This is a genomic window from Spongiivirga citrea (assembly GCF_010671565.1).
GTDB lineage: Bacteria > Bacteroidota > Bacteroidia > Flavobacteriales > Flavobacteriaceae > Spongiivirga > Spongiivirga citrea.
The window spans coordinates 457077-470931 of the sequence record NZ_JAABOQ010000004.1; the positions used below are offsets into that span (position 1 = coordinate 457077).

A 13855-nucleotide genomic window follows, 5' to 3' on the forward strand; every position below is an offset into this window, starting at 1 on the left:
TGCTTATTAAAATTGAAGATTAACTCCTAAAATTACTTCACGTTCGTTAGGATAGCGAAGTTGGTCCAAACCTGGCTGTAACGGATTTCCCCTCGAACCAAGTTCAGGGTTATAACCAGGATAATTTGTCCATGTCAAGAAATTATTCAACGACATATTAAACGATAAACGCTTTGCCCAACCAACCTTATCAATAATTCTTTTAGGAAGGTTATAATTAAATCGTACGAATCTTAGTTTGATATAACTTCCATCAGTCACGAAAAAGCTATTTGGTCGTTCTCGATTCTGCGGCACTCGATTTAACCTAGGATATACTGTAATATCTCCTGGATTTAACCATGCGTTTAAAATACGGTCAGAGCCCGGTGTTTCGTTACTCGAATTTAAATCATTACGCTGTTCATCATATCTTCTATAAATATCGTTTCCAAAACTGTACTCCAATAAAAAACTTAAGCTAAGGTCCTTGTAGGTAAAATCATTGCTAAAACCTCCAAAAGTGGTAGGAAGTCCATTTCCTAATATCTGTCGATCGTCGACTGTAATATCGAAATCGTTATCAATATCATCCCAATAAATATCACCACCTTCTAACGTTCGGCCGGCATTTCTCAATTGATTGACATCACCAGTATATTCTGAACCGTTAAGGGTATAATTCACGAAAGTTCCAGCAGCATCGAAATTTGGTGTTAGTTGTACTCCTTCTGGAGTAAATGCGTTAGACTCGTTATACGGAAAAATTCCCAAGTTTTTAAAGCCATAGATATTTCCAATTGGCTGTCCTTCTTCTATAAAATACTGACCAGATTCAAAAGGTGTATTTTCAAAAAGCTCAGTCACTTCGTTCTCTTGGAAACTAATATTAAAACTACTATTCCAGCTAAAGTCTGCCGTTTTCAAAATAGTACCTCCTAAACTAATATCAATACCTCTATTTTCGAGACTTCCTACGTTACGTCTTACCGAAGCAAAACCAGATTCCTCGGGTAACGGTACATTCGCTAATAGATCTGTAGTAGTTTTCGTCCAAAAATCTAAATTAAGTCGAAGACGGTTTTTGAACATTCCTAAATCCAAACCTAGGTTTAGAGATTCTGTCTCTTCCCACTTAATTGATGAGTTTCCTAAGCGTGACGGCGCAATACCGCTCACCCCATTGTAGGTTGCTCCTGGCACATAAGTACTAGTAAAATCATAATCCCCAATATCATCATTTCCTGTTACACCATAACTCGCGCGAATTAATAAGTTGTTAACCGTTTGAGAGTCCGATAAAAAAGACTCATTACTTATATTCCATCCAACAGTAGCTGATGGAAAAACCCCATATCTAGTATCAATACCAAATCGTGATGAACCATCGCGTCTTATAGTTGCTCCTATTAAATAGCGGTTGTCAAAATCATAACTAAAGCCACCAAATAAGGAGAAAAGCGCACTTGTTCTATCTTCTGTGTTGTTTGTTCCTGTTGTAACCGCAAGAGTTTCTGGATCTACATTATTAAAGGTAGGAATAAGTTCGGTTACAAAATTTGTGCTTAATCTTAAGCCTTCAAACCAAAATTTCTGAGTCTGCATTCCTGCAAAAGCTCCAAAAGTATGCTTACCCCAAACGTTATCATAGTTAAAGAAGTTTTCCTGCTGTACATCATATTCAAGTCGATCACGATAAGCTCCTGTTGCTACTTGGTTTCGAGGGTTATTAACCAATATAGGGTTGAATTCATTAAACCTTCTATATCTTAGGTTTATACCTAACGTAGATCTAATTGTCAAATTAGGTATAAACTCGTATTGTATATAATTAAAATTTTGGGCTCTATAGCTGCGAGTTCTAATAGTTCTTAGCTCAGCTTCGGCAACCGGGTTTTGTCGACCTGCAATTTCAGGTGTGAAACTACCGTTAGGCTCAAAAACTGGAAAATAAGCTATACGCTCTACCAATTGCTGAAAAACTTGGTTTTCGTTTAAACCATTTTGCTCTTCGAAGGAAACATTCAGATTTGTACCTATTTTTAATTTGTCATTAGGGGTAAAATCAATTTTAAAACGACTATTAATTCTTTTAAAATCACTATTAATTACAACACCTTGCTCATCTAAAAAACCTACATTCCAATAAGCTCTTGCCTTTTCGCCACCCCCACTCACTGCAACATTTACCTGGTTTCTTACCGATGCTCTGGTAATCAAGTCCTGCAAATCGAATGAATTTCTAAGCAACAGGTTCAATGAGTCTCTTTGATTTCCCGTAAGAGCATCATTTGGTCCTCGCCTTAGGTCTTCATATAAAATTCGTTCTCTAGTATTAGCTACAGGTATAGAACCAATTAAAGATGTTATTCCTGTCAGTGCATTTACCTGAACATCTAAGTCACCTGCACGTCCTGATTTTGTTGTGATAAGCACAACCCCATTGGCTCCTCGAGAACCATAAATTGCAGCGGTCGCACCATCTTTTAAAACCTCTAATGAGGCTATATCATTGGGATCTATATTATCAATGTTATCCAATTGCTGACCATCTACAACATACAATGGACTGTTATCACCTCCACCAAAAGTAGATGTACCCCGAACTCTGACATCAAAGCCAGCACCAGGACCACCATTCGTTTGAATTTGCACACCCGATAAACGACCTTGGATACCATCAAATGCCGAAGTAGGAGCTGCCTGTGTAATGTTTTCGGATTTCACAGTTCCTACTGCTCCTAGAACTTTTTCACGCTGAACAGCAGCATACCCAATAATTACTACTTCATCTAAGTTTTCGGCATCTTCTTCTAAAGATACATTGATTACGTCTTGAGCATTTATTGCAACTTCTTTTGATTTAAAGCCTATATAAGAAAAAACTAGAATTTCCTGTCCAGGAATTAGTTTAATCGCATAGTTACCATCAAAGTCTGCGGCAACACCATTTTTAGTTCCTTTTTGTAACACATTTACGCTGGGTAACGGGACGCCATTTGCATCTGTAACTGCACCCGTAATCGTTCTTTGAGCCAACACGTCTGAAAAAGAAAAGCTGCAAAGGATAAACGCAAATACCGCAAATTTTGAAAAACATAGCCGTTTTTTGAATTTTTGTTTCATCGTTAGTTTCGGTTTTAACTTAAAAAATGCCTTTTGAAAAGGTCGTAAATGGAGCGTTTTACGACAATTATTAAATCAATTTTGAAATCGATTTAGAGCAATTTTAAGAACTTGAAACTAATTCAGCATCCTGTACTGTACTGTGGGCTATTTTATGATATTTTTAAAAAAAATATTAAAAAAATAGAATAATATCATTTTTTATTATGCAGCATGAAGAAGAATTTAAATTTAGACCTATTCTTTAAAAGAATACCAGTTTTTCGTGATTAAGATCACATAATGAACAACTTACATCGAGAACCGATCTATAAATCTAAAATCATTTTTAACTGTCTTATTGCACCTATTTGAAATCATATTTGCGGCCTCTTGTCCCATTTTTTGAAAATTTGTGCTCATAACTGTAATTCCCAACAATTCTTTTAAAGGTGTATCGTTATAGGAAATTACTCCTAAATCTTCACCAAGTTTAAAATCGTGATCTCTACTTTGCTTAACTAAATTAACAAGATCCGCTTCTTCTATAATTATGTACAAATCCTTTAATTGAAGTTCCATCCCCTCGTAAATTGTATCAAGCAATTCATAATCAAGGTCATGTTGAATACAAAAACGCTTAAAACCAGTTACAATCCCCTTAGGATAAGGGTAAACTGCTTTATCTGGATACACCAGTATTATTTTCTTATACTTTTTCACCTTTTCTACTCCTGCATTCAGAGCACTACAAATATCCTCTGTGAAATCTTGATAAATTCTTCCTGCATCATCAGGTAGTATTTTTAAATTTCTGTCAACAATGATTAATTGTTTACTCGGGATTGAATGAATAAGTTTTAGAATCTCATCAGTACATCCCATATGCTGCGATGCTTCACTTTTAAAATGTGGCATTATAACATAGTAGTCGTACCTGCCAAGCTTATTGGTTAAGATATCTTGGAAAACTGATGGTTCACAGTGATATATAAAAAGATCTACCCTGGCATTAGTACCTAGTGTATTTACAAAAGAGTTAAAAATCCTCATTTTGTAAGAACTAGCCTTATTTATAAGAAAGAGAACTCTAGATTCTACTAGTAAATCAGTTTTAGTAATGTAATACCCCTTACCTCTAACGGACTCTATTATTTTTTGTTTTTTAAGAATAGTATATGCCTTCTCCACGGTGTCTCTTGATAACAGACACTCTTCACTAACTTCATTGATAGAAGGAATTCTATCACCCATTGATAAACTACGATCTTTAACCTTATTGATTATTGAATCAATTATCTGCTTATATTTAGGAATCCTTGAATCATGATCAATATTGATATGTGTAATTTCTTTAGAAGTTCTCACAATGTTTTGTTTAGGCATTCTCTTATTCAAAAACTAAAGTATTGATAATTTATCAAACTTAACGACTAGAGCAAACTCAATCTCCCCAACAGCATAGTACAGGATGCTTTGTAAATTGCATGATGATAAATTCGTCTTAACTAAAATTAAATAACTAACTAATGACGACAACATTCAAATATGTCGATTATCTATGGGATAAGCATAAAGCTGATTCGTTAAAAGATGATCAAGTCGCTTTGTTTTTATATAGATCAAATATTCTTGGCGCCGATCTGAGGATTACCAATTATGGTGGTGGTAATACAAGTTGTAAAACTATAGAAAAAGATCCTTTAACTAATAATAATGTAGAAGTTATGTGGGTTAAAGGATCTGGAGGAGATATCGGTACACTCAACCGGTCTGGAATTTCAGGTCTATATACTGATAAACTGAGAGCGCTAAAAAATGTCTACGGCGGTTTGACCGATGAAGATCGTATGGTTGGCTTATTTAACCATTGTATTTATGACTTAAATAGCAAAGCCCCTTCAATAGATACACCTTTGCATGGTTTATTACCATTCCCACATATAGATCACCTTCATCCAGATGCTTTAATAGCTGTAGCAGCAGCAGCAGATAGTGAACAAGCAACAAAGGAAATTTGGGGTAATACTATGGGATGGGTTCCTTGGCAGCGACCAGGTTTTGACCTCGGTTTACAACTAGAAAAATGTTTAGAAAATAATCCAGGAATTCGGGGTATTGTATTGGGCAGCCATGGTCTTTTCACATGGGGAACAACCTCTTATGAATGCTACATGAACAGTTTAGAAGTTATTGAAATGGCTTCTGAATATATTTCAAAGAAAATTGAAGAAAAAGGAAGTGTTTTTGGTGGTCAAAAAGTAGAAAGCTTAGTTAGGGAAGAGCGGCTTGAAAAAGCGGCATCGTTAATGCCACTATTACGTGGACTTGCTTCTTCTGAAAACGCCATGATTGGTCATTTTACCGATGCACCAGAAGTACTAGAATTTATAAATAGTAACGACCTAGAGCGTCTAGCTCCTATGGGTACTTCCTGTCCAGATCACTTTCTTAGAACAAAAATACAACCACTAGTACTATCTTTAAGCCCTAATGCCAATAGCTCTGATACTAAGCACTTACTTTCCGTATTAAATCCAGCTTTTGAAGAATACCGGCAAGCATACAAGGAATATTATGAAACATGCAAGCGTTCTTATAGTCCCGCAATGCGAGATCCAAATCCAGTCATTATAATATATCCAGGTGTTGGAATGTTCAGTTTCGCAAAGAATAAACAGACTGCACGTGTTGCAAGCGAATTTTATATTAATGCGATTAACGTTATGCGAGGTGCTGAGGCAATCTCCTCATACACATCCTTACCCAGACAGGAGGCTTTTGATATTGAATACTGGCTTTTAGAAGAAGCCAAGTTAAAACGCATGCCTAAAGAAAAACCATTATCAAGGAAAATAGCCTTGGTTACAGGTGCTGGCGGGGGTATAGGAAAAGCAATAGCCGATAAATTAATTGCAGAAGGTGCAAATGTAATACTAGCAGACATTGCAGAAGAAAGACTAAAAGAAGCAACAAAAGAGTATTCTAGTGATCTAGCAACTTATGGTGTTTGCGATGTTACCAACGCAAAAGCAATAGATGAATTATTGAAAAAATCCTGTTTAGACTTTGGTGGGATAGATATAGTGGTACATAGTGCTGGACTAGCAATTTCTAAACCCATTGCGGATACTACTGATAATGATTGGGATTTGTTACAGAATGTGCTTGTAAAAGGACAATTTGATCTAGCCAAAAATGCAGTTCAAATTATGCGGAAGCAAAACATGGGCGGAGATATTATTAGCATTGCTAGTAAGAATGGCTTGGTTTCTGGGCCTAATAATGTCGGTTATGGCACTGCTAAGGCAGCTCAACAGCATATGGTTCGATTACTAGCTGCTGAACTGGGTCCAGAACAGATACGTGTAAATACCGTAAACCCAGATGGCGTCATAGTTGGCAGTAAAATATGGGAAGGTGATTGGGCTAAAGGAAGAGCAGATGCTTATGGTATAAGCGTAGAAGAATTACCAGCCCATTACGCAAAAAGAAACCTATTGAATCAAATTATTTATCCAGAAGATATTGCCAATGGTGTTTTTGCACTACTTGGAATTCTCAATAAAACAACAGGAAATATAATAAATGTTGATGGCGGAATGCCAAATGCATTTGTACGATAGAGTGTTTGAATTAGTTTTATGAAACTTTCATAGATTGGGCACATCAATTTGTGAAAGTTTCTTTGTGTGATTAAAGTGATAATCGTTTTTAACACATATCTTTTACGTAAAAATAAGCTAAAACTTCATGAAATTAGACCATAATCATATCGAAACAATTAATAAAAAAGAACTATCCCAGCATCAAGCAGATTTTGATTTTTTAGCCAATCGCTTAGAACAAAAAGGAAATCATATTAATGGTTTAATAGAAAAGCTGTGTGCATTTCAGGTCGCAATACCAAGTTGGGCACTAGGAGCTGGAGGAACAAGATTTGGTAGGTTTAGTACAAAAGGAGAGCCGTCAACTTTAGAACAAAAAATTGAAGACGTGGGACTAATTCACAGTCTTACCAAAACAGCAGGAGCAATTTCCTTGCATATTCCTTGGGATGTACCTAAAGACTATAAGGCTATTAAAGAATTAGCAGATTCACATGATCTGATTTTTGATGCGGTAAACTCAAATACATTTCAAGACCAAAAAAACAGTCCGTTTAGTTATAAGTTCGGTTCTCTTTGTAATACGGATCAAAAGGTAAGAGAACAAGCAATACAACACAACATGGATGTTATTGCTATTGGAGATAAATTAGGCTCTAAAAGCTTAACAGTTTGGTTAGCCGATGGCGCTAGTTTTCCTGGACAACATAATTTTCAAGCTGCTCTAACAAATACTCAGTATAGCCTACAAAGTATCTATAAAAGTATGCCACAGGACTGGAAACTATTTATTGAATACAAGCCTTATGAACCTAATTTTTACAGTACAGTTATTCAAGATTGGGGAACATCATTAATGCTCGCAAATGAATGTGGAGAAAGAGCTTATACTTTAGTTGATCTCGGTCATCATTTACCGAATACCAATATTGAACAAATTGTTTCAACTTTAATGTTGAAAGGGAAATTAGGTGGCTTTCATTTTAACGACAGTAAGTATGGTGATGATGACCTCACTGTTGGCAGTATAAAACCATATTCATTATTCTTAATTTTCAACGAATTGGTATATGGAATGGAGAACAACCCTCAAAATCCTTACCCCGCCTGGATGATTGACGCTAGCCATAACATAAAAGATCCTTTAGAAGACATTATACAATCACTAGAAGCCATTCAAGAGGCGTATGCAAAAGCTTTACTCATTGATCAAAATAAATTACGTGAAGCGCAATTGAATTATGATGTCACACTCTGTCAGGAAATAATTCAAGATGCCTTTCGTACAGATGTTAGACCCTTAATAGCTGCTGCGAAAATTCGTTCTGGAGGCGCAATAAACCCGATTAAAGCATATCGAGAACTAGGCCTGAGATCAAAATTAATTGCAAAAAGAGGTAACAGCGTGGCATCAGGTCTTTAATAAATAAGCATGCAAAAAAAGGTCACTGCGGTATTTGATATTGGTAAAACAAATAAGAAATTTTTCTTGTTCGATAAGGACTTTAGAGAGGTTTACAGAGAATACGCACGCTTTGATGAAATTAAAGATGAAGATGGTCATCCCACAGAAGATTTAGATTCTTTGAAAACCTGGCTTAAAAATGTATTTGACAAAATAATTAATACCCCAGAGTTTGATGTTAAAGCGATTAACTTTTCGACATACGGGGCTAGCCTAGTGCACATAGATCAAGAAGGTAACACTTTAACACCCCTATATAACTATACAAAAACACTTCCTCAAGATGTAGTTGATTCTTTTTATACCAAGTATGGTCCAGAACTTGATTTTGCCGTTAAAACTGGCTCATCAAATGCAGGTATGTTGAACTCGGGTATGCAACTATATTGGTTAAAAACCACAAAGCCTGATATTTTTAAGAAAATTAAATATTCACTGCACTTACCGCAATATATCAGCTATATTTTTACAGGTATACCAGTAAGCGAACATACCAGTATAGGTTGTCATACAGCTCTTTGGGATTATTCGAAAAAAGACTATCACCAATGGGTTTACGAAGAAGAAATTCATAAAAAACTGGCCCCAATAGTTTCTTCTGAAACCAGTTTAAATATGAATTACAATGGTAAGCGCATCAAAATTGGTGTTGGTATACATGATAGTTCTTCTGCTCTACTTCCATACATACGAAGTATTCGCAAAAAATTTGTTCTGGTCTCCACAGGAACATGGAGCGTTAGTTTAAATCCGTTTTGCGATAAGATGCTAAGTAAGGACGAAGTGCTAAGCGATTGCATCAATTATATGCGAATTAACGGTAAACCCGTTAAGTCATCTCGCTTGTTTTTAGGGAATGAATACAAGTTGCAGGTAGCTTTCCTTGTAAAGAAATATAAAGTCGCTAAAAACTATCATAAACAAGTAAAGTTTGATCGAAGTATTTTTGATCGTATCGAACAATCATTTTCTTTTCTATTTAGCTGGGAAAGTATTTCCGCAGAAAACTCACCAAATGAAACCAAGCTTTCTTATAAAAGCTTTGAGGAAGCCTATCATCATTTAATGATTGAACTGGTCAAACTTCAACTTAAAAGCATTGAAACTGCCATAGGAAATGATAAAATTGAACGGTTATATATAGACGGAGGATTTAGCGATAATGAACTGTTTATAAAACTACTAAGTCATCAACTAAGGAATATGAAACTGCGAACGACGACGGCGTCTACAGGATCAGCACTAGGTGCAGCTATTGCAATTTCAGATAGTAAGTTGAATTCTAAGTTTTTAAAAACAAATTATGCATTGAAAAAGCACACACCGTTTATCATTAATTAACAGTCGTTAAGGATGTATATGATTTTAACTAAACAACATCAATTAAAAAAAGTTTTGGTTTTCAACAATACCTAAACCTAATTATATTTTTTGCATAAACTCAACAATATGGCATTATCCTACAACACGAAGTATCCAGCCATCGAAGACTTACGAAATAGAGCTAAGAAACGAATTCCAAAATTTGCGTTTGAGTACCTTGACGGTGGTTGTAATGAAGATATCAATTTAAATAGAAATACTGAGGAGCTAAGGGAGGTGCAATTAAAACCTGAGTACTTAAAAAGTTTTAAAGGTTGTTCAATGAAAACCAATTTATTTGGTATTGAATACGATGCCCCCTTTGGAATTGCGCCAGTTGGATTACAAGGGCTAATGTGGCCCAACTCACCCGAAATATTGGCAAAAGCCGCATTTAAACATAATATTCCATTTATACTAAGCACCGTTAGTACAAGCAGCATAGAACGTGTTAGCGAGCTAACAGAGGGAAAAGCATGGTTTCAACTATATCATCCGAGTGAAAATTCACTTCGTGATGATATCATTAAACGAGCTAGTCAGGCTGAATGCCCAGTCTTAGTAATTTTATGTGATGTACCAACATTTGGCTATAGACCTAGAGATATTAGAAACGGACTTGCTATGCCTCCAAAAATGACGATATCGAATATTCTGCAAGTCTTAGGAAAACCGCTTTGGGCGCTAAATACATTAAAACACGGTCAGCCGAATTTTGAAACTTTAAAGCCCTATATGCCCAAAGGGCTAGATTTAAAGCAACTAGGAAAATTCATGGATCAAACTTTTTCTGGTAGACTTAATGAGGAGAAAATAAAACCAATCCGCGATATGTGGAAAGGGAAACTAGTTCTAAAAGGAGTAGCATCAGAAGCTGACACAGAGGAGGCTATAAGATTAGGCTTGGATGGAATTATAGTTTCCAACCATGGTGGACGACAGTTAGACGCCGGAGAAGCAACTATAAAGCCATTAAAAACAATTGCTGAATCTTATGGAGACAAAATAGAGGTGATGATGGATAGTGGTTTACGATCAGGGCCTGATGTTGCAAGAGCTATGGCAAGTGGTGCTAAGTTTACTTTTATGGGTCGTACGTTTATGTATGGGGCTGCTGCACTAGGAAATAAAGGAGGAGATCATACCATAGCTATTTTAAAAACACAACTACAACAAGTAATGGAACAACTTTGTTGTGAAAAAGTGACCGATTTCCCTAACCATTTAATAAACAACTAAATACTAATAATCGTAATGAGTCAGTATAATATAGATGAAGATATCGAAGAAATTACCGGTGGTGAATTTGAGCGTACCACCGTTCCTAAATCAAAATTAAAAGGATGGAAAAGTTTTTTAGGCATGTATGCAGGAGAGCATGCCGCGGGTACCGAATTTATGATAGGCCCCCTTTTTTTAACTGCTGGTGTAAGTGCCTTTGATTTAATCATTGGTCTCTTATTAGGCAATTTGTTAGCTGTCTTAAGTTGGCGCTTTCTAACCGCTGAAATCGCAGTTAAGAATCGGCTAACACTCTATTATCAATTAGAAAAAATTTGTGGTAAAAAGTTAGTCATTGGCTATAATTTGGCCAACGGTATTCTCTTTTGTTTCCTTGCTGGTGCCATGATCACCGTCTCAGCCACTGCCGTCGGAATCCCCTTTAATATGGAAATGCCTAAACTTACAGATACCACACCAAATGGATTGACTTGGATAATTATCGTTATCATTATTGGAGTCGTAATTTCACTAGTGGCTTCTAAGGGTTATAACACCGTCTCGAAAGCAGCTAATTGGATGTCTCCAGTTATTGTATTGGCCTTCATAGCCTGTGGTATTGTGGCTTTAAATCAATTAGGTGTAAAAAATTTCGATGATTTTTGGAATATTTGGGGAGAAGGTGCAGAGCCATTTCCAGGTCAAATAAAGTACACTTTTTGGCACGTAGTAATTTGGTCTTGGTTCGCAAATGCTGCTATGCACGTAGGGATGTCAGACTTATCAGTTTTTCGATTTGCGAAAAAAGCAAGTTCAGGGTGGACAACCGCTGCAGGAATGTATATAGGGCATTATATGGCCTGGATTGCTGCGGCCCTATTATATGCAGTGTATTTAAGATCTCCTGAAGCACAAGGGCTTTTAAGTAATGGAGAAGCCCCGCCAGTGGCACCAGGACCCCTAGCGCATAACGCTATTGGTATATTTGGAATTATCGCGGTAGTGTTGGCGGGTTGGACAACTGCAAATCCTACTATTTACAGAGCAGGGTTGGCGTTTCAAGCCATTATACCAAAAGTTTCTACTTTTTGGGTCACTATCATTGCTGGTAGCGTTGCAACCATTGCTGGCTTATTTCCTGCATTTGCAATGAAATTACTAGGATTCGTAGCACTCTATGGTTTTATACTCGCGCCTGTAGGAGCAATAATTGTTTTTGAACACTTTTTTCATAAACAAAGTGGAATTATTAAAAACTACGCCAAAGTCAGCAATACCTCTTTCAATAAATCAGTATTATTAGCCTGGGCAATGAGTTTTGGTATTTTTTATTTTATATCCGTCAAGTTTGACGTCTTTTTGTCATTTGTCACACTACCCGCTTGGTTACTTTGTGGGGTACTATTTCTGTTATTCAGTAAATTATTTCAAAAGAATTAAAACACTTTTAAAGGTCAACTTTTAAGGTAGATTAAGCTTTTTTAGCTAATGAAATTATATGTAAATTATCGGGATACCACAGGATAGAAAACTATGGTACGTTCGCTAATATTGTGAAACACCACTAAACCAAACACTTAATGGAAAAGTCAAAAAAAACTACCAACTCCGATGAATCAAAAAATATTGGTATTCAAGGACATTCCAGAAGAAAATTTTTACAAAACACAACAATTGCCCTGGCAGGTATTAGTTTGGTGCCTAGGCACGTATTAGGGCGTGGATTTTTAGCACCAAGTGACAAAATAAATTTAGGCATTATCGGACTGGGTAAACAGGGTAATATACTAGCAAATAAATTTATAAGTAATACTAATAGTCAGATTGTTGCTGGTAGTGATGTTTGGCTATCTAAAGGAGTCTTTTTTAAGAACAATGTTGAACAGTTATATGCTAAAAAGAGAAATGTTTCTAGTTACAGTGCTATCACCAATTATTTAAACTACCAAGAATTGATAGATCGTGAAGATATTGATGCAGTCATTGTAGCGACACCTGATCATTGGCATGCTAAGCAATCAATAGACGCAATGAATGCGGACAAAGATGTCTTTTGCGAAAAACCACTAACCAATACAATTGCTGATGGGCGTGATATGTTAAGAGCTGCAAAACGAAATAAAAGTATTGTTCAAGTAGGAAGTATGCAACGCTCATGGAAACGCTTTCAAACCGCGCAAAAAATTGTAAGTTCAGGGAAATTAGGTGAGATAAAAAAAGTATTAGTCAATGTTGGTGGTCCCGCTAGGGCTTTTGATCTACCTGCCCAAACCACTCCAAAAGGTATTGATTGGAATTTATGGTGTGGACCAGCTCGTTTGGTCACTTACCATGAAAGGATTGCACCAGAAATTGTTGATTTTTATCCAGACTGGCGCCTTTTTAAAGAATTTGGAGGAGGTAAACTAACAGATTGGGGAGCACATATGTTTGACGTTGCTCAATGGTGTTTAGGAATGGATCACTCTGGCCCCACTACATTCATTCCACCAACTGAAAAAGATGCTTCTCGCGGGCTGAAAATGATCTATGAAAACGGAATTGAACTATTTCATGAAGATTTTGGAAGAGGTAATGCTGTCCGTTTTATTGGTACCGAAGGTACGCTTGATGTAAGTCGTGGCTTTTTGGAGTCTACTCCAGCCTCAATAGTCCTATCTATGCCTGGTGCAGACAAAGAAAATGCATTTAAAGACCAAGGCAACCACTATCAAAATTGGTTAACCTGTATTAAAACTAGAGAAAAACCCATTAGTAGTATAGAAACGGGACATAAAACTGCTACCCTATGTAATGCGGCTAATATAGCATATGAGCTTAAACGTCCTCTGCAATGGAATCCCGATAAAGAAAAATTTAAAGGAGACCGAGAAGCTAACAAATTAAGAAAAGTGCGAAAAAGAAAATATCTAAACTAGTTATAAATCGCCATCAAAATGTACTATATCATACCTCAAAACGGATCATTTTATCTTGACTAATAACTACTTTAGATAAGGAAATATTTCAAAATAGAATCCAATAGTATTTCTTTAAAGTCAAATAATAAAAAAACAATAATGTGTTGGGGGATCATGCTACGATTATCTCCCCTTGACTTTCTAAGATTTTTGCA

Annotated in this window: 8 protein-coding genes; 6 read left to right on the top strand and 2 right to left on the bottom strand. The window is 36.2% G+C overall.

Annotation, left to right across the window (positions count from 1 at the left end):
- Nucleotides 1–6 precede the first annotated feature (6 nt).
- Complete coding sequence (locus GWK10_RS11450; RefSeq protein ID WP_164032501.1) at nucleotides 7–3105, bottom strand: SusC/RagA family TonB-linked outer membrane protein; 3099 nt, start codon at nucleotides 3103–3105, stop codon at nucleotides 7–9.
- Nucleotides 3106–3396: 291 nt separating this feature from the next.
- A complete protein-coding gene (locus GWK10_RS11455; protein ID WP_317164683.1) occupies nucleotides 3397–4452 on the bottom strand; it encodes a GntR family transcriptional regulator in 1056 nt (351 codons plus the stop codon).
- Between the two features lie 161 nt (nucleotides 4453–4613).
- Between GWK10_RS11455 and GWK10_RS11460 the strand changes: the two genes are divergently transcribed.
- From GWK10_RS11460 to GWK10_RS11485, 6 genes are all read left to right on the top strand, one after another.
- Nucleotides 4614–6710: a bifunctional aldolase/short-chain dehydrogenase gene (locus GWK10_RS11460; RefSeq protein WP_164032502.1), complete on the top strand. Its 2097-nt coding sequence runs from the start codon at nucleotides 4614–4616 to the stop codon at nucleotides 6708–6710.
- A gap of 127 nt (nucleotides 6711–6837) precedes the next feature.
- Entirely contained in the window at nucleotides 6838–8115 is a 1278-nt protein-coding gene (locus tag GWK10_RS11465; RefSeq protein WP_164032503.1) for a sugar isomerase, read from the top strand.
- Nucleotides 8116–8124: 9 nt separating this feature from the next.
- Entirely contained in the window at nucleotides 8125–9498 is a 1374-nt protein-coding gene (locus GWK10_RS11470; RefSeq protein WP_164032504.1) for an FGGY-family carbohydrate kinase, read from the top strand.
- 108 nt (nucleotides 9499–9606) lie between these two features.
- The gene (locus tag GWK10_RS11475; protein ID WP_164032505.1) at nucleotides 9607–10758 is read left to right on the top strand and encodes an alpha-hydroxy acid oxidase; all 1152 of its coding nucleotides are present in this window, start codon (nucleotides 9607–9609) and stop codon (nucleotides 10756–10758) included.
- Between the two features lie 15 nt (nucleotides 10759–10773).
- A complete protein-coding gene (locus GWK10_RS11480) occupies nucleotides 10774–12180 on the top strand; it encodes a purine-cytosine permease family protein (protein WP_164032506.1) in 1407 nt (468 codons plus the stop codon).
- 140 nt (nucleotides 12181–12320) lie between these two features.
- Nucleotides 12321–13658 (top strand): Gfo/Idh/MocA family protein, encoded by a 1338-nt coding sequence (locus GWK10_RS11485; RefSeq protein ID WP_164032507.1) that lies wholly within the window; start codon nucleotides 12321–12323, stop codon nucleotides 13656–13658.
- Nucleotides 13659–13855: the final 197 nt, after the last annotated feature.